Source organism: Porticoccus hydrocarbonoclasticus MCTG13d, from assembly GCF_000744735.1.
Classification (GTDB): domain Bacteria; phylum Pseudomonadota; class Gammaproteobacteria; order Pseudomonadales; family Porticoccaceae; genus Porticoccus; species Porticoccus hydrocarbonoclasticus.
This window is the reverse complement of the sequence record NZ_JQMM01000001.1, coordinates 101,683-123,783: the sequence shown is the minus strand read 5'-3', so window position 1 is coordinate 123,783 and position 22,101 is coordinate 101,683. Positions and strand designations below refer to the sequence as shown.

Annotated in this window: 18 protein-coding genes; 11 read left to right on the top strand and 7 right to left on the bottom strand. The window is 53.3% G+C overall.

All coding sequences use genetic code 11. The features are described from left to right. Positions 1–10: 10 nt before the first annotated feature. The 4 genes from gltB (at position 11) to U740_RS00575 (ending at position 8,571) form a co-directional block, all read left to right on the top strand. Entirely contained in the window at positions 11–4,465 is a 4,455-nt protein-coding gene (gene gltB / locus U740_RS00590) for a glutamate synthase large subunit (RefSeq protein WP_036858436.1), read from the top strand. 28 nt (positions 4,466–4,493) lie between these two features. Beyond that, positions 4,494–5,912 carry an FAD-dependent oxidoreductase gene (locus U740_RS00585; RefSeq protein ID WP_036858435.1) on the top strand — a complete coding sequence of 473 codons (1,419 nt, stop codon included), beginning with the start codon at positions 4,494–4,496 and terminating at the stop codon, positions 5,910–5,912. 18 nt (positions 5,913–5,930) lie between these two features. After that, positions 5,931–6,995, top strand: coding sequence for a uroporphyrinogen decarboxylase (gene hemE, locus U740_RS00580; RefSeq protein WP_036858434.1), 1,065 nt, complete (start codon positions 5,931–5,933; stop codon positions 6,993–6,995). A gap of 163 nt (positions 6,996–7,158) precedes the next feature. Further along, positions 7,159–8,571 (top strand): cyclic di-GMP phosphodiesterase, encoded by a 1,413-nt coding sequence (locus tag U740_RS00575; RefSeq protein WP_051921093.1) that lies wholly within the window; start codon positions 7,159–7,161, stop codon positions 8,569–8,571. Positions 8,572–8,600: 29 nt separating this feature from the next. On the opposite strand, the gene asd is transcribed toward U740_RS00575, so the two are convergent. From asd to rsgA, 3 genes are read right to left on the bottom strand one after another with little or no spacing between them, the layout of a single operon-like run. Then, a complete protein-coding gene (gene asd, locus U740_RS00570) occupies positions 8,601–9,446 on the bottom strand; it encodes an archaetidylserine decarboxylase (RefSeq protein WP_036858433.1) in 846 nt (281 codons plus the stop codon). Then, positions 9,443–10,255: a sulfurtransferase gene (locus U740_RS00565; protein ID WP_036858432.1), complete on the bottom strand. Its 813-nt coding sequence runs from the start codon at positions 10,253–10,255 to the stop codon at positions 9,443–9,445. The genes asd and U740_RS00565 overlap by 4 nt, the downstream gene beginning before the upstream one ends. Before the next feature lie 52 nt (positions 10,256–10,307). Next, a complete protein-coding gene (gene rsgA / locus U740_RS00560) occupies positions 10,308–11,327 on the bottom strand; it encodes a small ribosomal subunit biogenesis GTPase RsgA (RefSeq protein WP_036858431.1) in 1,020 nt (339 codons plus the stop codon). 92 nt (positions 11,328–11,419) lie between these two features. On the opposite strand from rsgA, the gene U740_RS00555 reads away from it, so the two are divergent. Then, positions 11,420–12,484, top strand: a complete 1,065-nt coding sequence (locus U740_RS00555) for a mechanosensitive ion channel family protein (protein WP_036860941.1) — start codon at positions 11,420–11,422, stop codon at positions 12,482–12,484. Continuing rightward, a complete protein-coding gene (gene orn, locus U740_RS00550) occupies positions 12,477–13,052 on the top strand; it encodes an oligoribonuclease (protein ID WP_349677634.1) in 576 nt (191 codons plus the stop codon). The genes U740_RS00555 and orn overlap by 8 nt, the downstream gene beginning before the upstream one ends. 49 nt (positions 13,053–13,101) lie before the next feature. Here orn and queG read toward each other — a convergent pair whose 3' ends face one another. Further along, entirely contained in the window at positions 13,102–14,214 is a 1,113-nt protein-coding gene (queG, locus tag U740_RS00545) for a tRNA epoxyqueuosine(34) reductase QueG (protein WP_036858430.1), read from the bottom strand. A gap of 65 nt (positions 14,215–14,279) precedes the next feature. Between queG and U740_RS00540 the strand changes: the two genes are divergently transcribed. Genes U740_RS00540 through U740_RS00520 form a run of 5 tightly spaced genes read left to right on the top strand, consistent with a single transcriptional unit; the run spans position 14,280 to position 19,818 of the window. Next, complete coding sequence (locus U740_RS00540) at positions 14,280–15,773, top strand: bifunctional ADP-dependent NAD(P)H-hydrate dehydratase/NAD(P)H-hydrate epimerase (protein ID WP_036858429.1); 1,494 nt, start codon at positions 14,280–14,282, stop codon at positions 15,771–15,773. Beyond that, positions 15,770–16,243, top strand: a complete 474-nt coding sequence (gene tsaE / locus U740_RS00535; RefSeq protein WP_036858428.1) for a tRNA (adenosine(37)-N6)-threonylcarbamoyltransferase complex ATPase subunit type 1 TsaE — start codon at positions 15,770–15,772, stop codon at positions 16,241–16,243. Before U740_RS00540 ends, tsaE begins: the two co-directional genes overlap by 4 nt. A 7-nt stretch (positions 16,244–16,250) precedes the next feature. Next, positions 16,251–17,582, top strand: coding sequence for an N-acetylmuramoyl-L-alanine amidase (locus U740_RS00530; protein WP_036858427.1), 1,332 nt, complete (start codon positions 16,251–16,253; stop codon positions 17,580–17,582). Between the two features lie 10 nt (positions 17,583–17,592). Further along, the gene (mutL, locus tag U740_RS00525) at positions 17,593–19,389 is read left to right on the top strand and encodes a DNA mismatch repair endonuclease MutL (protein WP_036858426.1); all 1,797 of its coding nucleotides are present in this window, start codon (positions 17,593–17,595) and stop codon (positions 19,387–19,389) included. Between the two features lie 3 nt (positions 19,390–19,392). Further along, positions 19,393–19,818 (top strand): YccF domain-containing protein, encoded by a 426-nt coding sequence (locus U740_RS00520; protein WP_036858425.1) that lies wholly within the window; start codon positions 19,393–19,395, stop codon positions 19,816–19,818. Between the two features lie 90 nt (positions 19,819–19,908). On the opposite strand, the gene U740_RS11945 is transcribed toward U740_RS00520, so the two are convergent. From U740_RS11945 to U740_RS00505, 3 genes are all read right to left on the bottom strand, one after another. After that, on the bottom strand, positions 19,909–20,355 hold the full coding sequence (locus U740_RS11945; RefSeq protein WP_268745569.1) for an efflux RND transporter periplasmic adaptor subunit: 447 nt from the start codon (positions 20,353–20,355) through the stop codon (positions 19,909–19,911). 14 nt (positions 20,356–20,369) lie between these two features. Then, positions 20,370–20,495, bottom strand: a complete 126-nt coding sequence (locus U740_RS12265; RefSeq protein ID WP_268745559.1) for a hypothetical protein — start codon at positions 20,493–20,495, stop codon at positions 20,370–20,372. 310 nt (positions 20,496–20,805) lie between these two features. Then, positions 20,806–22,053: a hypothetical protein gene (locus U740_RS00505; protein WP_152556759.1), complete on the bottom strand. Its 1,248-nt coding sequence runs from the start codon at positions 22,051–22,053 to the stop codon at positions 20,806–20,808. Between the last annotated feature and the right edge of the window lie 48 nt (positions 22,054–22,101).

Here is a 22,101-nt window from a genome sequence, read left to right as displayed (position 1 = left end):
GAGTTATATTATGTCCACTGGCCTCTACCGGTTAGATGAGTTCAAAGATAACTGTGGCTTCGGTTTGATTGCCCATACCAAGGGGCAGGCGAGTCACCGTATTCTGGAAACAGCCATCGAGTCATTAACCTGCATGACCCACCGTGGTGGTATTGCCGCCGATGGCAAGACAGGTGATGGCTGTGGTTTGCTGATACAAAAGCCCGATCGTTTCATGCGGCAGCTTGCTCGTGAGCTCTTCTCTGTGGAGTTGCCAGAGATTTATGCGATTGGTGCGATCATGCTCAGTCAGGATGCCTCCTGTCGTGAAAAAGCCAAAACAGTGCTCTCTGAAGCATTGCTTGGCGAGGGATTATCGGTGGTCGGTTGGCGCCACGTGCCTACCGACAATGCCTGCCTCGGTGAAATCGCGCTGGAAACATTACCCGTCTTCGAGCAGGTCTTTGTTACCGCCGGCGAGATGAGTGAGCAGCAGCTCAATGCGGCGCTATATATGGCGACTCGGCGAGCAGAAAAAGCCCTGGTTGAGGACGAAGCGTTTTACATTGCGAGTCTTTCCACCAATGTCATCAGTTATAAAGGCTTGATGATGCCGGTGGATCTGCCAAAGTTTTATCCCGATCTGGCAAACCCCGAGCTCGAGACAGCCATTTGCGTCTTTCACCAGCGGTTTTCCACCAATACCATGCCCCGCTGGCCCCTGGCGCAACCCTTCAGAATGCTTGCCCATAATGGGGAAATCAATACCATTACCGGCAATAGAAACTGGTCCGTAGCGCGCACACCCAAATTTGAAACTGCCTTGCTGCCGAAACTGGGTGAGGTCAGTCCACTGGTCAATCGTACCGGTTCGGATTCCTCCAGTCTGGATAATATGCTCGAGGTGTTAGTTGCCGGTGGTATGGATCTGCATAAGGCCATCAGATTGCTGGTGCCGCCTGCCTGGAACAATACCCAAGATTTTGGCCCCAATGAAAGAGCTTACTTCGAATACGTTTCCATGCACATGGAGCCCTGGGATGGTCCTGCTGGTCTGGTGATCACCGATGGTCGTTATGCCGTCTGTACGCTCGACAGAAATGGCCTGCGTCCTTCCCGCTGGGTATTGACGGATGACGATGTCATAACTGTTGCCTCCGAAGTGGGTGTTTACAACTACAGTCCGGAGAGCGTTGTTGCCAAGGGTAAGCTTGGCCCGGGTGATATCCTCTCGATTGACACATTGACCGGCGCTATTATCGATTCAGAAGAGGTGGATCGCCAGCTGGCCTCCGGTAATCCTTACCAAAAGTGGTTGAGGGATGGCAGTGTCAAAGTCATGTCGACGATGGATCAGGATTCCATCGAAGTGGAAGGCGCGCTGACCCGCGAAGAAATTTATAAATACATGAAAATGTTTCTCGCCTCTCGCGAGGAGCGTGATCAGGTACTCAGACCGATGGCGGAAGGTGGCCAGGAAGCAGTAGGCTCGATGGGGGACGATACGCCGATGGCGGTGTTGTCCAGTAAAAACCGCACGCTTTACGATTACTTTCGCCAACAGTTCGCCCAGGTAACCAATCCGCCGATCGATCCTCTGCGCGAATCGCTGGTGATGTCTTTGCAGACCCATCTCGGCCGTGAACACTGCCTGTTTACGGAAACCGAGGAGCATGGCCACCGGGTAAACCTTAACAGTCCCGTGCTGTCGCCACGCAAATATTACGCGCTGAAGAATATCAATATCGCGGACTACCCGGTTCAAAAATTTGGAATTAATTACGATCCTGAACAAACCGACTTGGAGCAGGCGGTCAAACGCTTGTGTCTTGATGTTGAGGCGGCGGTTCGCTCGGGTATTGGTTGTTGTATTTTGTCTGACTCCGACATTGTGCCAGGACAGTTGCCCATGCCCATGTTGATGGCGGTGGGTGCGGTCCACCATCACCTGATTGCTGTGGGGGAACGCTGCAATGCCAATATCATCGCCAGCACGGCCTCGGCGCGGGATGCGCATCAGATTGCTGCGCTGATCGGGTATGGCGCTTCGGCGGTCTACCCCTACCTGAGTTATCACATCCTATGTGATCTGGTGCAATCCGGTGAATTGCTCAGTGACCTCGATGTTGCCTTTAAGAACTATCGCAAGGCGATTAATAAGGGGTTGTTGAAAATACTCTCCAAAATGGGTATTTCCACGATCGCATCCTACCGGGGCTCCCAGTTGTTTGAGATCGTGGGGCTGTCATCTGAAGTGGTCGACCTCTGCTTCACCGATACACCGAGTCGTATTCAGGGTGCTGGGTTCGAAGATCTGCAGCAAGATCAGCAGCGACTTGCGCGGGAAGCCTGGAGTGATCGGAAGCCCGTTAACCCGGGTGGTCTCCTGAAATATGTGCACGGCCAGGAATATCATGCGTTTAATCCCGATGTGGTCCAGGCGTTGCATCGCTCTGTGCAAAATAACGATTATGCGGCCTGGCACGATTATGCCGCGTTGGTTAATCAGCGCCCGATAGCAACACTGCGGGATTTGCTGAAGTTGCGTGACGACATCGTGCCTTTGCCCATGGCAGAAATTGAGCCGATCGAAAAAATCATCAAACGTTTTGATTCGGCGGGTATGTCGTTGGGCGCATTATCACCGGAGGCGCATGAAGCCCTTGCCGAGGCCATGAATACCCTGGGCGGACGCTCCAATTCCGGCGAAGGTGGTGAAGACTCGGTACGCTTTGGTACGAACAAGGTTTCGAAAATCAAACAGGTTGCCTCCGGTCGATTTGGTGTGACACCGCATTATCTATCCAGTGCAGAAGTCATCCAGATTAAGATTGCCCAGGGCGCCAAGCCGGGGGAAGGTGGCCAATTGCCGGGTGGTAAAGTCAACGAATTGATTGCCCGGCTTCGCTATTCGGTCCCCGGTGTGACACTGATTTCGCCACCCCCTCATCATGATATCTATTCTATTGAGGATCTGGCCCAGCTGATTTTTGATCTGAAGCAGGTTAACCCGACCGCTCTGGTATCCGTGAAACTGGTATCAAGGCCGGGGGTGGGAACGATTGCTGCAGGTGTGGCGAAAGCCTACGCAGACCTGATTACCATATCGGGGTACGACGGTGGCACTGCGGCCAGCCCCTTGACCTCCATTCGTTACGCGGGCTCCCCATGGGAACTCGGGTTGTCGGAAACCCATCAGATGTTGCGAGCCAACGATCTGAGAGGGAAAGTGCGCGTACAAACAGATGGCGGCTTGAAAACCGGGCTGGATGTTGTCAAGGCGGCTATCCTGGGTGCCGAGAGCTTTGGTTTTGGCACAGCCCCGATGATCGCCCTAGGCTGCAAGTATCTGCGTATTTGCCATCTCAATAATTGTGCAACGGGCGTTGCTACCCAGGACAAGACACTCCGGGAACAGTATTACCTAGGTACCGTGGAAATGGCGCGTAATTTCTTCCGTTTCATGGCAGAAGAAACCCGCGAGTGGATGTCGCGCCTCGGGGTCAGGAGTCTTGAAGAACTCGTGGGGCGGGTGGATTTGCTGGAAGTATTACCCGGCGTGACGGAAAAACAGAAAAAGCTCGACCTATCGCCGATTATCTACACTGATGAGCTGTTACAAAGCAAACCGCAGACCTGCCAGGTTTCAAGAAACACGCCATTTGACAAGGGGTATCTGGCAGAGCGTATGGTTGAGGATATACTCCCAGCAATTGAGGCAAAGTCAGGCGGAGAGTACCACTACTCCGTCAGTAATTGTGATCGTTCTATTGGTGCGCGCTTGTCTGGTGAGATCGCCAAGCGCCATGGTAATCAGGGGATGGCCGACGCGCCGGTGAAATTGAATCTTCACGGCGTCGCAGGTCAATCACTGGGTGTCTGGAACGCGGGTGGACTGGATATTTATTTGCGGGGGGATGCCAACGATTACGTCGGTAAGGGAATGGCTGGCGGTAAAATTGTCATTGCGCCGCCCGAAGCCAGTAGGTTTTCTTCAAATCAGGCACCGATTATTGGCAATACCTGCCTGTATGGTGCCACTGGTGGAAAACTATACGCCGCCGGCCGTGCAGGTGAGCGTTTTGCGGTGCGCAACTCGGGTTGTATCACGGTGGTTGAGGGTGCTGGACACCATTGCTGTGAGTATATGACGGGAGGCGTAGTGGTGGTGCTAGGCAATACTGGTCCGAATTTCGGTGCAGGCATGACCGGTGGCTTTGCCTATGTGCTGGATGAGGAGAGAACTTTTGTCGATCGCTATAATATGGAGCTGGTCGATATTCAGCGTATCACCAGCGAGGCAACCGAGGCCTATCGCCACAATCTGGAAAGTCTGATCAAGGAATTTGTGGAAGAAACTGGTAGTGCCTGGGGGCAACAGGTCCTCGAAAACCTGGAGAGCCTCCTCAATAAATTCTGGCTGGTCAAGCCCAAGGCTGCGAGTCTGCAAAGCTTGCTTGAACACACTCGTGCTGCACCCCAATAAGGCTGTTGTTGAGTAAAGGTTTCCACTTATGACGCAAAGATTGAACAACAATTTCCAGTTTGTGCAGGTAAGTAGAGAAGAGCCCGGAAAAAAGGGATTGCTCAGTCGCACCCGGGAATTTGTCGAAATTTACGAGCCATTCGAACAAAAGGAGGCCGCCAGTCAGGCACATCGCTGTCTGGATTGTGGTAATCCTTACTGTGAATGGAAGTGCCCGGTTCACAATTATATCCCCAACTGGTTAAAGCTATTGTCTGACGGCAATATTCTTGAAGCAGCGGAGCTTTGTCATCAGACCAATACGCTCCCCGAGGTCTGTGGACGGGTATGTCCTCAGGACAGGCTTTGTGAAGGCGCCTGCACCCTGAATGACGATTTTGGTGCTGTTACCATTGGCAGTGCGGAGAAATACATTACCGACACCGCTTTTGCCATGGGTTGGCGTCCAGATATGTCCAACGTGTCGTGGACTGACAAACGGGTAGCTATCATCGGGGCTGGGCCAGCGGGTCTTGGTTGTGCCGATATTCTAGTACGGGGCGGTGTTCGACCAGTCGTATTTGACCGCTACCCGGAAATTGGGGGCTTGCTGACTTTCGGTATACCGGAGTTCAAGCTTGAGAAGTCGGTGATGCAAAATCGCCGTGTCATCCTTGAAGATATGGGTGTGGAATTCAGACTCAACACCGAGATTGGCGTCGATGTGACCATCGACCAGTTGCTGGAAGAGTACGATGCCATTTTCCTTGGCATGGGTACCTATAAATACATGAAAGGTGGTTTTCCCGGGGAAGACCTCCCCGGCGTTTACGATGCGCTTCCTTTTCTGGTGGCCAATGTCAATCGCAACATGGGTTGGGAAAAGAACCCTGACGATTTTATTAGTGTTGCCGGGCAGAGGGTCGTGGTATTGGGCGGTGGTGATACTGCCATGGACTGTAATAGAACATCCATTCGCCAGGGTGCGACCTCGGTGGTGTGTGCCTACCGGCGAGATCAGGAGAACATGCCGGGTTCCCGTCGTGAGGTGAAAAACGCCCAGGAAGAAGGAGTGCAGTTCCTGTTTAATCGCCAACCGGTTGAGATTGTTGGCAATGGTCGTGTAGAGGGCGTTAAAGTGGTTACTACAGAGCTGGGTGAACCGGACGAACAAGGTCGCCGTCGGCCCACGCCCGTTGCGGGAAGCGAAGAAATTCTGCCGGCAGATGTCATCCTGATTGCGTTTGGTTTTCAGCCTGATCCCGCCCCCTGGATTGGCGAGAAAAACGTTCAGCTCAATGACTGGCAGGGCGTCATAGCGCCCGAAGATCAGTGCTTCAAGTTTCAGACCAGCAATCCAAAGATTTTTGCCGGGGGTGATATGGTGCGTGGTTCGGACTTGGTGGTGACCGCAATTTGGGAAGGGCGCCAGGCAGGGGAAGGTATTCTGGATTACCTGCAAGTTTGACCACAAGGCTCCAAACCAATGGCTCTACTAAAAAATGATCGTTTTCTTCGGGCCCTGTTGCGCCAACCTGTCGACGTAACTCCGGTATGGATGATGCGTCAGGCGGGCCGGTATTTACCAGAATACCGCCAGACCCGTTCCTCAGCCGGGGATTTTATGGCTGTCTGTACCAATCCCGAGTTAGCCTGCGAGGTCACGCTCCAGCCACTCGAGCGCTACCCACTAGATGCGGCAATTCTGTTCTCGGATATTCTCACTATCCCGGATGCCATGGGACTGGGGCTCTATTTTGAAGCTGGAGAAGGGCCGCGTTTCAGGAAACCGGTCAGAACCGAGGCGGATATTGCCGGTCTCCAGGTGATTGATCCAGCCAGTGATCTTCCCTATGTGCTGGATGCCGTGTCTACAATTCGTCGTGAACTCAATGGTCGGGTGCCTTTGATCGGGTTTTCCGGAAGCCCCTGGACGCTGGCAACGTATATGATTGAGGGCGGGAGCAGTCGCGACTTTGCCCGCAGTAAAACTATGCTCTATGACCAGCCACAGTTGCTTCACCAACTGCTTGAGAAGCTCGCAGAGTCGGTGATCGCCTACCTCAACGCGCAGATAGAAGCTGGCGCACAGGCAGTACAGATTTTTGATACCTGGGGTGGTGCTCTCTCCCATACTGCTTACCAGGAGTTTTCGCTCAAATACATGAGCAAGATTGTTGCCGGTCTGACCAAACACAGCGAGGGTCGAGAGGTACCGGTGATTCTCTTTACCAAAGGTGGAGGACAGTGGCTTGAAGCCATTGCGGATTCAGGTTGTCATGCGGTCGGATTGGACTGGACGACACATATTGGTCATGCTCGCCAACGTATAGGCGCCAAAGTGGCGCTCCAGGGAAATATGGATCCGGCAACACTTCGTGCGTCACCTGAAAGAATTCGTCAGGAGGTTGCCAGTATCCTCGGTCAGTATGGCAGTGGCGAAGGTCATATATTCAATCTTGGCCATGGAATCACGCCAGACATCAGCCCCGAGAAGGCTGGAATTTTTATTGACGCAGTTCACAGTTATTCAGTGAATTACCACAAGTAAATCTAAATAGGCTGACCAGTTGTCTCATAATTAGACCGACTGTGCATTCCCGGTTGCTATTGCTTCGTATCAGAATACTCTTTAAAGGATGAAAATAGCCTTGTGCAAAGGCTGTATGACAATAAGGCTTTATTTAAATTTATAAACTTGAGTGTGCATCAGTATGAGCATCAAGCAGGTCAAGGTAAGTGTCGCAGACATCACGATGGGGATGTATGTCTCTTGTCTTGATCGTCCCTGGAGTCAGACACCCTTTCCCATTCAAGGCCTCCTTGTTAAAAGTCCCAAGGAGATCAGTGCGCTGCGCAACTACTGTGAATACGTGTATATAGATGTTACCAAGGGCTCAAGTCCGGCAGTTGCTGTGCAGCAACCATCGAAAGCCGGACCCAGGGCGTCCCCTGCTTTATCCTCCAGGGCGAGAGGTCTGGCCGCTGAAGCATCGCCAATTGACGTCAAGCGTGGTGTATATGGGAAGGTTGTCCCTCTTACCGAAGAGGTGCAGTACGCCGAAAAGGGTTTGATGCAGCTCCGTGGCCATTTTGCCCTGGCCGTAAAACAAATCGCCAAAGGCCGGGACTTTGATTATCAGGGATTGAAAGATTCCGTAGGGGACATGGTCAACAGCGTTGTCAGGTGCCCCGATGCCTTTACCTGGCTGTTACGGCTTCGCCTCAAAGACCAGCACAGCCATGACCACAGTATGCGTTCAGCCTTATGGGCAGTGCAATTCGCCCGCTTTGTCGGTATGCCAAAAGAGGAAATGTCAGTGCTTTGCCTCGGCACACTGCTGAAGGATATCGGCAAAATTAAATTGCCCAACGGACTGTTGCGGAAAAGAAAGCGTACGCTCGAAGAAGTCACTGAATACCAAAAATTTGTCGACTACGGTGTTGAGATGTTACGCAGTAGTAATGTTGAACCACGCGTTGTCTCTGTGGTGCGTTTTCACTGCGAGCGTCACGATGGCAGTGGGTTTCCAGAGGGGTTACAGGGTGGAAAAATTCCTCTATTGGCTAGGATTGCCGGTATAGCGACAACCTACGATGCTATTTCAAATCCCCGCGAAGCTGAGGCGCCGGTGGCACCATCCAGGGCGGTGAGCCTGCTCTATAATCTACGGGATAAAAAGTTTCAGGATGATCTGGTGGTGCAATTTATCCAGTCGATCGGCCTCTACCCTACAGGTACGTTGGTGGAGTTGACGACCGGAGATGTCGGTATTGTTGTCGAACAACATGCGGAATCCCGTTTGACGCCAAAGGTTGCGGTGTTGGATCCGAAAAACACGCAGGCCTCAGGGGCCTATATTCTGGTTGATCTCAAGGATGAGGGTATATCCCGGAGAATTCTGGAGAAAAGTGGTCAGTCAAAAGCAAAATCCGTTTCCAAGTTAGCTATTGCAAGAGATCTCGATTTGTCCGGTTACGATGTGGACATTGCCGCTGTCAGTGGCATTTTTATGAAAAATGCACAACGGGTAATGGAATCGGTTGTTTCTGATGATGCCAAAATTGAAACGCCAGCTCGTCAGGGCGGGCTATATGCCACGCTTCGGGATCGGTTTCGTCTCTGATGGGACTGCGGGATTCAATTTGGATTACCTTATAACCGACCCATTCTTTCCCCCATTTGAACTGTGGTTCCAGGCCCGCAGGTTTCATCCCAACTCGCTGAATTTTCTTCAAATAATAGAATAACAGTTGAGCCAAATTTGAATCGGCCCATTTCTTCCCCTTTTTTTAGAGCGACTTGGTTATCCGAAAACTGCTCTGTTTTCAGTTTCCCCGGGGAGTAATTTCCCCATACAGTCTCAATGCCTGCTACCAGCATGGCGCCTACCATGACAATGGCACAAGGACCTCTTTCTGTGTTGAAAAAACTTACCAAGCGTTCATTTCGGGCAAAAAGGCCATCGATATGCTGGGTTGTCGTGGTATTGACAGAAAACAGTTTGCCGGGGATGTAGCGGCAATACTCCAGTGATCCGTGAATGGGCATGTGTACCCGGTGGTAATCTCGGGGAGACAGATAAATGGTTGCAAACTGCCCATTAAGGAATTGTTCGCTCCGAGGGCTGTGCTCGCCCAATAACGCGTCCACTGAAAAATGCCTGCCCTTCGCCTGGAAAATACGTCCCTGGGTGATTGCCCCCAGCTGACTGATAGTGCCATCCGCCGGTGAAACGATACTTCCCGGTGTGTCGTCAAGTGGGCGCGACTCGGGTTTCAGTGAGCGCGTGAAAAAATCATTGAAACTGGTGTAGTCATTGTCGGAACTGCCGACTGCTTCATCCATATTCACGTTATAGGTTTTGATGAATTGTCGGATAAGCAGGTTTTTTGTCCGTGGGTGGGTGCTCTCAGCCAGTTTTGACACCAGCCGGGACAGCTGGTGTTGTGGGGTCAGCCGTTGCAGGGCAACAAACCACTCGGCAAGGAAATCATTCACCGCCCCTGCTCCACGGGTGTGTCGGATCGATTTCCCCACTCCCACCATGAGCCATCGTAGGCGCGAATATTACTGAAACCCAGCAGGCGGGCTACTAGATAGGTAAAGCCTGAACGGTGATGCGACTGGCAGTGGGTGATGGTGGGTTTATCGGGAGAGATGCCCACTGAGGTCAGGTATTCGAGGGCATCCTGACGAATCCGCATATTGCGTTCGCGATCCATCAGGCTGGTCCACTCGCAATGAATAGCACCGGGAATATGGCCGCCTTTCTCGGCCATTACCTTTTCTCCCGTATATTCCTCAATACTGCGGGCATCCCAGATTTGTACATCATTGATAGCATCCAGAGCCATGATATCCTCGGCGCTGACAATCGCTGCTCGATCAACATTCGCCTCGAATTCGGCCACTTCGGGTGGAGGAACTTCATCGGTGGTGGGGAAACCCTCGGCGTACCAGGCAATGAGTCCGCCGTTGAGGTACGACCAGTTTTGATGGCCGATAACATCGAGTGTCCAGATCAACCGACCTGCCCAGCCACCTCCTTCATCATCGTACACCACTACATGTTTGTCGGCTGTCAGTCCGATTCGACTAAACAGTGCGTCCAATTGCGCGGGGGAGGGCAGTTTGTTGGGCCATGGTTGGCCGCCATTCATCAGTTCCTTGGTTGACACATGCACAGCGCCGGGGATATGCCTCCGGCTGTATATTTCATCTTTGCAAACATCAATCAGCAGGATGTCAGGTCGTTCAAGCAGTTCAACCAGTGACTCCGGTTCCAGTAACTTAGGTAACTCAGTCATAATTGCTCCCATTCATGCGAGGCGCGATTGTAACATCAAAAACCCCATGGCTTTACTGCTGGTCAGATTCTAGGCTCTGTACAATTTGCTGGTAGCTACTGAAGCGAGTTGCGCTAATGCTACCGGAAGCAATGGCCTGGAGCAGAGCACAACCGGGTTCTCCCTGATGCCGACAGTCGCGGAATCGACAGTAGCCAAGAAAAGCTCTGAACTCTACAAACCCCTCTGCGATGGCGTCTGGTTCAAGATGCCAGAGTCCGAATTCGCGGATACCCGGCGAATCGATCACTTCTCCACCACTCGGTAGATGAAAGAGTTGTGCTGTGGTCGTGGTATGTGTCCCTTTTGCTGCGCTCTCCGATAGTGCTCCCACAGCTGCTTCTGTTCCAGGGGCGATGCTGTTCAGCAATGAAGATTTACCCACGCCCGATTGCCCGACAAAGACACTGGTGCGCGTGCTCAAATAGTCTGTGAGTTCGTCAATGCCTTTTCCGGTATGAGCCGATACCAGCAGGCAGTCATACCCCAGCTTTTTGTAATCATCCATCAGGCTGACCAGTGTTTCGTGCTGATTTTCGGCAATCAGGTCAATTTTGTTCAGAATCAGGATGGGTTTAATACCCTGGCGTTCAGCAGCGACCAGGTAACGATCTATCAGGTTGGCATGGGGTTCGGGAAAAGGGGCTATGACAACAGCAATACAGTCGATATTGGCTGCAACTGGTCGCAGCTTGCCGCGGTTGTCGGGTCGGCATAGTTCGGAGCTACGGGGGCTGATGGCTACCACCACGCCATTGGATTCTCCATTCTGCCAGGTGACCCGATCTCCGGTGACAATAGAGGGCAGATTGGCTCGCAAATAGCAGCGGTGTACCTCGCCTTTGTGCTCGTCGGACTCCACTAATACCCGGTTGCCATAACACGCGGTAATTCTGCCGGTTTGTTCAGGACCAAGGCCATCTGTAGTCGTCTGGCTCTCCGGCGAATCCGGTCTGTCAGTGGACGACTGTGCTCGACGCTGGTTCTCCAGTATCCGTCGGCGCTGTTGTTTGGTTAAATGACGCTTGGACAATATTTCTCCTCTTCTTGCCCGGACAGCCGCAGTGGCTGGCTTAGTTGCCCCGGAGGATATAGCATATGTTCAACCGGGGACAGGCACAAAAGATGATTGATTTTCAGGAAATTTACCAGTCACTAGCGGGGTTTATCCCGTTGCTGGTGGCCTTGGTTATCATAATATTGGGATTGTGGCTCGCCAACTGGCTGCTGTTGCGTCGCGCGGGTTTGTCCACTGAGTCGAAGCTTCCCGGTCAGGTGACCATGTTGGCGCTGACGGCGTTGGCACTGGTGATTGTTATCCTGGTGTTACCCGTGAGTGAATCCACTCGCGGTGATCTGTTGAGCCTGCTGGGGCTGCTGTTGTCCGTTGTGGTGGCTATCTCATCGACAACCTTTGTTGCGAATGCCATGGCGGGTTTGATGTTAAGGGCAGTAAAAAGCTTCCATCACGGTGATTTCATTCGTGCTGGCGAGCATTTTGGCCGCGTCACTGAGCGGGGCCTGTTTCACACCGAAATACAGTCCGAAGATCGTGATTTAATTACTTTGCCAAACCTGTTTCTGGCGGCGAACCCGGTCATAGTCATTCGTTCTTCTGGTACTATCATTTCCTGTGATCTTTCGCTGGGCTACGATATCCCCCATTATGAAATCGAGCCTCTGCTTAAAGAAGCGGCATTGTCAGCAGAGCTGGAAGAGCCGTTTATGCAGATTCGGGCACTTGGCGACTTTTCCGTCAGCTACCGAATTTCCGGTTACTATGAAGAGGTAAAGCACCTGTTGACGATGCGGAGCAGATTGCGTCGCGAGGTGCTGGATAAACTTCATGGTGCCGGTATCGAGATTGTATCCCCGGCATTTATGAATCAGCGTCAGTTCAATAACGGCGAGAGGTTTATGGCGCCTGCCAAGCAGGCCGTCTCCGTTGAACCACCGGAGACGGCACCGGAGGCCCTTATTTTTGACAAGGCCGATCGGGCAGAGAAGATCGGAACCCTGGAGCATGAAATTCAGGAGACTACAGAAAGGATCAAGACACTGAAGGGACAGCTCCCGGGCTCGGGTGATTCCGAAACGGACGAACTCAATGCCGAAATCAGCCGCAGCGAGGAGCGCCTAGTGCATCTTGACAATATAATCCGCATAGCAAAAGAAAAGCCTAATGAATGATATGACTACAGTCAGGCACCCCCTCAATCTGATCTGGATAGATCTGGAAATGACGGGCCTTGATACCGAGACAGATGCGATTATCGAGATCGCTACGCTCGTCACCGACAAGGACCTGAATGTTCTGGCAGAGGGCCCGGTGATGGCCATTCACCAACCGGAAACCATGCTGGCGGGGATGGATGAGTGGAATACACGTCAGCACGGTCAATCGGGTCTGACAGAGCGGGTGCGCAACAGTACAACGACGCTGGCAGAGGCGGAGCAGGCGACCATTGCCTTTTTGAAACAGTTTTTGGATGAACGGCAATCGCCGATGTGTGGCAACTCTATCTGTCAGGATCGCCGTTTTCTGGCGAGACAGATGCCGTCGTTGGAGGCTTTTTTCCACTATCGCAATCTGGATGTCAGCAGTGTGAAGGAGATCATCAGACGCTGGCGACCTGAGTTGATGAAAGGCTTCAATAAACAGAGTTCACATCTCGCCATGGCAGATATCAAGGATTCTATTGCCGAGCTGACCTACTATCGGGATGTCTTTTTTGTCATGGAGTCGCAGGCGGAATAATCAAACCTTTGTCTCGGGGGAAGGACTGGTTCTCATTCCAGGTCAGTCTTTAGCGATTGAGGGTATTGATGATTTTTCGTTTGCGCCTTTTCTGTTGCTGATGTTGTCCCAAGGCCCAAGCCACATGCTCTCTCACCATCGGCGAACTATGTGACTCGCGGCTTCGCAAGGCGCTGACCACTGTCTCCGAGGTGGGCGCGTTGCCAAGGCCAACGGCTAGGTTCCGGAGCCAGCCCTGATAACCCACTCGCCTGATGGACGACCCTTCGGTCTTTTTGAGAAATTCCTGTTCACTCCACAAAAAAAGTTCAGCGAGTTCGCGGTTGTCCAGATTGTGTCGGGGCGTGAAATCTTTCTCGTCACTCAAAGATGCCGCTTTGTTCCAGGGGCAGACGGCCTGACAGTCATCACAGCCGAATACCCGGTTGCCCATCGGTTCGCGAAACTCCTCTGGAATGCTGCCTTTCTGCTCTATGGTGAGGTAGGAGATACAGCGTCGCGCATCCAGGACATAGGGCGCCGGAAACGCATCGGTCGGACAGACTTTCAGGCAGGCCTGGCACTCCCCGCATTGATCTGTCTCGCTGGATTGGTCCACCGGTAGCGGCAGACTGGTATAGATTTCCCCAAGAAAAAACCAGGAGCCGGCCTGGCTGTTAATCACCAGGGTGTGTTTGCCCATCCAGCCCAACCCGGCTTTCACGGCGAGGGGTTTTTCCATAACCGGTGCGCTATCGACAAAGGGGCGTTGTACCACGGCTCCCGGTACGGCTTTCTCGATCTCTTTAGTGAGCGTTGTCAGCCGATTGCGGATCAGTTTGTGATAGTCGCGGCCCAGCGCGTATCGGGAGATGTAGGCTTTGCTCTCATCTTTCAGCGTCGCGATCATATTGCTGTTATCGGTCAGATAGTCCATTCTGACCGTGATAACACGAAGTGTCCCGGGAAGTAATTGTTCCGGGTGGTAGCGCTTCTCGCCGTGTTCACTCATCCAGCGCATCTCTCCCTGGTGGCCCTCCGCCAGCCAGTCATTCAGCTGATGTCCGGTTTCAGATAAGTCTGTGTCGGTGATCGCCACCTGCTGAAAACCGAGCTGCCTGCCCCAGTCTTTGATGTCCAGAGCAAGCTGTGTGTAATCGATCTCGGGTGTTTCACTGGACATAGTCGAACGGCCGTGGTGAGTTGACGTATAATTTTGCCAGATATTCTCGGGATAATCGGTATTTTATGTACCAGAATTTGCCAGTGCCATTGTTTACGACCGGCCAAGCCCGTCAACTGGATCAGGCTGTCATCCAGAACGGTACCCCGGGCATCAAATTGATGAAGCGGGCGGGTTATGCCACGTTCCAGAAAATTCTCAGTCACTGGCCGGGATTGCCGTTGACGGTTTTCTGTGGTGCGGGAAATAACGGTGGTGACGGCTATATCGTGGCGGCGCTGGCGGCCGAGGGTCAACTGCCTGTTCGGGTGATTGAGATGAGCTCGCCCGGGAAACTCCGTGGTGATGCGTGCACAGCGTTTGAGTATGCACGTGATGCGGGTGTGACGATGGTCCCGTTCAGTGATTGCCTGGATCTGTCGGCGGGTGTGATTGTGGATGCCCTGCTGGGCACAGGGTTTTCTGGTGGGGTTCGCGAGCCCTATGCCCAGGCTATCCGATTAATCAACCACAGTGGTTTGCCGGTTGTCTCGGTGGATGTTCCCTCGGGTCTTTGTGCGAATACGGGTGCTGCTATCGGCCCTGCTGTCGAGGCGAACCTTACGGTCACCTTTATTGCTCTGAAACAGGGGCTTTTTACCGGCCGGGGGCCGGCCCTCTGTGGAGAGCTGGTTTACAGTGATTTGCGTGTTTCCGAACAAATTCTGGCGGCAGAGCCTCACCCGGCTTATCGCCTTGAGCTGGATCTTCTGAGGTCGACCTTGCTGGCGCCCCGTCGACGTGACGCTCACAAGGGGACCTTTGGCCATGTACTGATTATTGGCGGTGATCGGGGTTTTGGTGGGGCGGTAAGTATGGCCGCAGAAGCTGCATTAAGGGTGGGGGCCGGGCTGGTGAGCGTTGCAACCCGGACCGAACATGTTGCAGCGCTATTGGCGCGCCGCCCCGAGTTGATGGTGCGAGCGGTGACCTCGGGACAACAACTTCGGCCGTTGCTGGACCGTGCCACCGTACTGGTCGTCGGCCCCGGCCTTGGGCGATCGCCCTGGTCCGAGCAACTATTGCAGCAGGTGCTGGATACGGCATTGCCGGTCGTTCTAGATGCCGACGCATTGAATATCCTCAGTGAGGCTCGACTGACTTCAGGCCATTTGCCATCAAACTGGATAATTACCCCTCATCCGGGTGAGGCCGCGAGGTTGCTGGGTATCAGTGTGGAGGCTGTGGAGGCCGACCGGTTTGCCGCTGTGCGTGCTCTACAGCAAACATTTCAGTGTGCGGTTGTCCTGAAAGGGGCTGGTTCACTGGTGTGTCTTGACCCCGGGCTGCCAGTGGCGGTTTGTACCGGCGGCAATCCGGGTATGGCCAGTGGCGGTATGGGCGATGTCCTGAGTGGTATTATTGGGGGATTAATTGCCCAACGGTTGTCGGCGGACATGGCATTGCCGCTGGCCGTGTGCCTGCATGCCGAGGCCGCCGATCGAGCAGCAGTGGAGGGCGAGCGAGGTATGCTCGCTACGGATCTGCTGGGCCCTCTGCGGCGCCTGGTGAACCCATGAGTCAAACAGTGGTCAAGGTGCTCTCAGGTGAGCAGGCAATGGTGGAGTTCGGGCGCCAGCTTGGTAAATTAATAGTCGCACCGATGCTGATTTTTCTGAGGGGTGATCTGGGCGCGGGCAAAACTACCCTGTGTCGCGGTATTCTTGGTGCGTTTGGCCACAAGGGGCCGGTAAAAAGTCCAACTTATACACTGGTAGAGCCCTATCAGTTCGGTGGTGATGGATTGGTTTATCATTTTGATTTATATCGGCTGGGGGATCCCGAGGAATTGGAATTTATCGGTATTCGTGATTATCTGTCGCAAGGTGGCTGTTGTCTTGTGGAATGGCCAGAACGCGGTGCAGGCATGTTGCCATTACCGGATCTGCAGATCACGATAACCGCCGTTGAGGATGGCCGTCGTCTGAGTATTACCTGTAATACCCCGAAAGGGGAGACCGTTCTGGCTTCCCTGCCGGAACCGGGTTGAGGGCAGCATTTTGTTAAAAGCGCGAATCATCGTATCTGTTCTGTTCCTGCTGGTTGGTGTCTGTCAGCCCTTGGCCGCGGCCACAGTGGATGGTGTTAGGCTGTGGCGCGCGCCAGATCACACGCGATTGGTTTTTGATGTCAGCGGGCCGGTGAACCACACCGTTTTTGATCTTGATAACCCCCACAGACTGGTGGTTGATATTGACCGGACTACTCTGGAAACCCCATTTACCGGACTGGATTTCTCTACTTCACCGATTACCGGGATTCGCAGTGGTGTGCATGAAGGACATCATCTGCGAATTGTGCTGGACCTCAGTGCTCCGGTGAGGCCGCGCAGTTTCACCCTGGTGAAGAATGAGCAATATGGGCACCGGTTGGTCCTGGATCTCTACGATCGTGTAATAGGCGAGGCCCGTAGTACCGCAGAGGAATCAGTTAAGCCGCCCCCCCTGGGGCAGCGGGATGTGATCATATCGATTGATGCAGGTCACGGTGGTGAAGACCCTGGAGCTTTGGGCCCCAACGGCATTCGTGAAAAAGAAGTAGTGATGTCGATCAGCCGCGAGCTGAAAAGATTGTTTGATCAGACGCCCGGTTTCAAGGCTCGGCTTGTCAGGGATGGTGATTACTATATTGCACTGCGGGATCGGACGCGCATTGCCCACGAACATCGTGCAGACATGTTTATTTCGGTCCACGCAGATGCCTTCACCAAACCTTCGGCCAATGGTGCCTCCGTATTTGCCCTGTCCCGTCGGGGTGCTACCAGTGAAACGGCCCGCTATCTGGCCAGTAAGGAAAATCGTGCGGATTTAATCGGTGGTGCCGGTTCGGTCAGCCTCGACGACAAGGATCATATGCTGGCCAGCGTATTGCTCGACCTGTCCATGACCGCGACCCTCAGTAGCAGCCTGGATGCCGGGTCGGAAGTGCTGAAATACATGGGGGGTGTTGCCCGACTTCACAAAAAGCGTGTGGAACAGGCGGGCTTTATGGTGCTTAAATCGCCCGATATTCCTTCCATTCTGGTGGAGACCGGATTTATCTCCAATCCTCATGAGGCGCGCTTACTGGGTACCCGCGGCTACCAGCAGAAAATAGCCAGATCAATATATAACGGAATTCACCAGCATTTCAGCAAGGCGCCGCCCTCAGGGACGCTGTTGGCTGCGAGAAAGTCGATGGGTGAAAATGTCCATGTGATCGCGAGGGGTGATACGCTGTCCGATATCGCCCTGAAGTACAATATTTCCGTCGATGCATTGCTCAGGCATAACGGACTTACCAATACCCGTATCAACATTGGTCAGCGCCTTAAAATTCCCTCTTCATAAGAATTGTTTCATGCCCAAAATACATCTGCTCAGTCCCCGGCTAGCCAATCAGATAGCTGCTGGAGAAGTGGTTGAACGCCCGGCGTCTGTGATAAAGGAGCTACTGGAAAACAGTATTGATAGTGGTGCCAGTCGCATTGACATCGATGTGGAACGGGGCGGCATTAAATTGATGAGGGTACGCGATAACGGTTCCGGAATGGCGGCAGATGACTTGCCTTTGGCACTCAGTCGGCACGCCACCAGTAAAATTGAACAGCTTGATGATCTTGAGTCGGTCGGGACTCTGGGGTTTCGCGGTGAGGCTTTGGCCAGTATTTCCTCTGTGTCACGGCTGGCAATTGCCACCAATGACCAGAATAGCGGCCCGGGCTGGAAAGCCGAGGCCGAAGGTCGTGATATGGCCGTGAATCTGGCCCCGGTCGCCCATCCACTGGGCACCACAGTTGAGGTGCGCGATCTGTTCTTTAATACACCGGCCCGGCGCAAGTTTCTGCGAACCGAGGCCACCGAGTACAAGCGTATCGACGAAGTCCTCCGCAAGCTGGCCCTGAGTCATTTCGAGATTGATTTTACCCTGCACAATAACGGCAAGGCCGTGCATCATTTCCGCGCCACCACCAGTCAGGCAGAACAGGAACGACGGGTGGCCGCTATTTGCGGCCCGGCGTTTATGGAAAATGCGCTCTATCTTGATCTGGAGGCCGCCGGGTTGCGACTCTGGGGCTGGGTGGGCTTGCCAACGTTCTCGCGCAGTCAGGGGGATCTTCAGTACTTCTACGTCAATGGTCGCAGTATCCGCGATAAGCTGGTCACCCATGCGGTGCGTCAGGCCTATCGGGATGTGATGTACCAGGGACGCCACCCGGCGTTTGTCCTCTATCTGGAGGCGAATCCCGCAGAGATTGATGTCAATGTGCACCCCACCAAGCACGAGGTGCGTTTTCGCGACAGTCGGACAGTACACGATTTCCTGTTTCGCAGCCTGCACCGTGCGATCGCGGATATCCGGCCCGGTGATACCCCGGCTGCACAGGTTGCCATCACTGAGCAAACGCCCAGTGAGCCCCATTGGCGCACACCGGTTGAACAATCGGCAATGGGCTTTTCGGCACAGCAAACGTTCGGGACCAGCGAGGTGGCAGAGCCCATGACCGCCTACGTTCCCGGGACTGAGTGGCAGGACAAGCAGCTACATCCTGAATCCGAATCGGACGGCTCCTCCCCCCCTTTGGGTTACGCTATCGCCCAACTGAAGGGAATTTATATTCTGGCCGAGAATGCAGAGGGGCTGGTACTGGTCGATATGCATGCGGCCCATGAGCGAATTACCTATGAGCGCATGAAGCAGGCCTTTGACGCTCAGGCGCTTGTCTCCCAGCCCTTGTTGGTGCCGATTACCCTGGCGGTAAGCCAGTCAGAGGCGGACGGGGCAGATGAGCACTCGATGCTGTTTGAAAATCTGGGTTTTTTACTGCAGAGAGCCGGTCCGGAAAGCCTGATTGTGCGGCGGGTGCCCGCCATGCTCCGCGATGCCGATGTCGAGCCGCTAGTGAGAGACGTGCTGTCTGATCTCCTGAAGCACGGTAGCAGTGATCGTATTCGGCAGCATCTGGATGAGATCATGTCGACGATGGCCTGCCATTCCTCGGTACGGGCCAACCGCAAACTGAGTATTACCGAAATGAATGCCCTGTTGCGCGATATGGAGGCCACAGAGCGTAGTGGTCAGTGTAACCATGGTCGACCCACCTGGACGCAGATGTCACTGGATGCACTGGATCGACTTTTTTTAAGGGGGCGTTAGCCTGTGATCCGGACAATCGGAAATATTCTGTGGTTTGTGCTCGGCGGTCTGGTGATGGGGCTTGCCTGGTGGTTTATTGGCCTGATCGCCTTTATCACGATTATCGGGATTCCATGGGGTAGATCCTGTCTGGTGATTGGCCAATTTACAATGTGGCCCTTTGGCCGTGAGGCGATCAGTCGCAGCGAGCTCCGGAAACGGGAAGATATTGGCACAGGTTTGCTGGGCCTGTTCGGTAATGTGATCTGGTTTCTGCTGGCGGGATTCTGGTTGGCGGTTGCCCATATCATGGTGGCATTGGCACTATTTCTCACCATCATCGGCATTCCATTTGGGATTCAGCACTTGAAACTGGCTGGCATTGCCCTGGCTCCGGTGGGAAAAACCATTGTTTTTAGTGATGTCGCCAATGCGGCAAGGTCGAGATAGTCTGATAGGTCACCCGGAATTTTTTCAAGTATGACTTGAAAGAATCATTACCGTCAGGCCATCGGGTGACATGGCGTATCTGCAACGACATCAGTGGTGAGGATTGTTGTCCAGCTCACGATCCAGTTTCTGGGACACAAAGCCCGGCCCTCGGGAAAACCCACCCTGCAAATTGTAGGCGACCGGCAGGGCAAACAGTGTGAAGACGGTGGCAAATGCCACGTCACAGAAAAGTTGCCGGGTTTCAGCTTGCTGTTCGCTGGGTAGCATGGCTCTGACCATCACTGCCCGGGTAAAGGTGTCGACCCTTGAGTCGATACTGGTCACTTCGCCTTCAACCTGTTGGTTGTCCAGCCCAGGTACTTTTGCTGAGATTTTCATGCCGGAACGAACGCTTCTGAGGAAGATGGTTGGCACGGACATATGGAGCTTCATAACGCTGTCCAACGGTGTAACCAGCTGGCCATCGTCAAAGTGAATAGCCGTGATCGTTCCTGTGACAGAGGCGGAGAGCGTGACCGCTTCATTGGCTTTCAGGGTGCCGATGGCTTCTATTTTTCGGAGAGCGGCTCGGTGGCCGCGGCCTTGACGAACACGGGAACCGCTGCCGGGGCAGCGAAAATGCCGAGTGGCAAGCTGTATAGGGAAAGGGCAAGAACAATTGCCTTGAAGTGCATGCGGCGATCCTTGATTGCTACTCGGGTATCAGCCGGTTTCCCGGCTGACCGGCTCCTGAATAAGTGGCTATATTCTGATTGGGAAATATGACAGTTGGAGGAAACCCTGCCAATGGAAACGGGTGGTTTTTCTGGTGATCTCCGCGCAGACGGCAATGTTTTATTCCCCAGAATTTTTATCAGCCCGTTAATACGCCCTGCAAAGGCGCCATGGATCACTTATATTTCAGTTGCCCAGTCAGCAGAGCGGGGTATTGTCTGGCAGAATTTATTATCGTTACACAACTTAAGTGAAACAGCCCGAATATGTTTAGAGGGGATTGAGTTGTTCCCCCAATATCACCAGTTGCCGCTTGAGGCGAGCCTCACTGTGTTCACCCAAATGGTTAATCCGGTATACGGCGCTACCTTCGGCCAGCGGCGATAGATCGATATCATCCAGTTCGGCCAGTTGAAGATCAGTATGTTCAGCCAGCAGAATTTCGTCCGCTGCACCTTTATTCAGCAGGCTCTGCATTTCGACAAATCGCTTGCCGAGTTCGCGCTCGCTCAACAGAATTGAAGGTGAAGCCTGTTGCCGCCCCTGGGAAACTGCGGCAGTCAGCTCAACTGTGACGCCCTGTTTGTCCAGTAACTGTGAACTGAGGCGGAGCAGTGCAGCAGCGCAATGTATCGCACGGGATAGCTGGTCGTTGTTACCCTCGGCAAACTCCAGATAAACATGATAGTCGCTTCCCGGCAAACGCGTTGCTCCATAGAGGCGTTCTGCACCTTCGACCAGCTGGTCCAGCTTCACCATCAGTGTTTTAAAATGTTCCTGGTTTAGTAGTGCTTCCAGGCGGGGGAGGTTGCGGCAGGCGATCGCAAGGGTTGCCACTGATTGACCGAATAGAGGGTGCAATGTGGAACCAGGTTTACGCAGAAGGGGTTCTATTCGGTATTCAAGCTGGGCCAGTTCGTCCCCTTTATCGGTTTCGCTGTCTGGTAATTGTTCAAGTAATATCGTTAATCTGCGTGAGAGACCTTTGCCAAACCGGAAAGCGACAAAAATCAGGATGGCGGCCAGTAATATCCACAGCAACAGTAATATTCGTGTAGCAGTGGTTGTCTGTGCTGCATAATAATCGGGCTGCAAAATGACAGACACAAATCCGATTGTGTTGTCATCAACGCTGACGGGGCTTCGATAGCGGCTGATGTCCATTGAGCGTCGGGCATTGTCGCCAGATCTGGCAATCAGCTGATTTTCAATGTCGTACACTGCGGTCTGACTTACGCCAGTAATGTCGAGCATGTCGTCCAGTTCCACTTGCAGGCTCAGGCTGTCCCGATGGATCAGTGGCTCCCGGATCACTTTTGCGAGTTGTCCGGCCAGTATATTTCCCAGGTGGTTTTCCTGTTGTGCAGCCAATGCATTCATCTGCTGGCTATGGGTAAGTCCCAGTGCAAGACCTGTGAGCACTGAAAAAATGAGTGCAGCGAGGGGCATAAGTTTGTCAAAAGATCGTTTGGTGTGGCCCATGCTGGTGACATATCCCTGTGATTGGCTATTGCTCATTCTATCTCATTCGCTGCTCTCCTATAATACTCGCGCCGATAAGGTTGT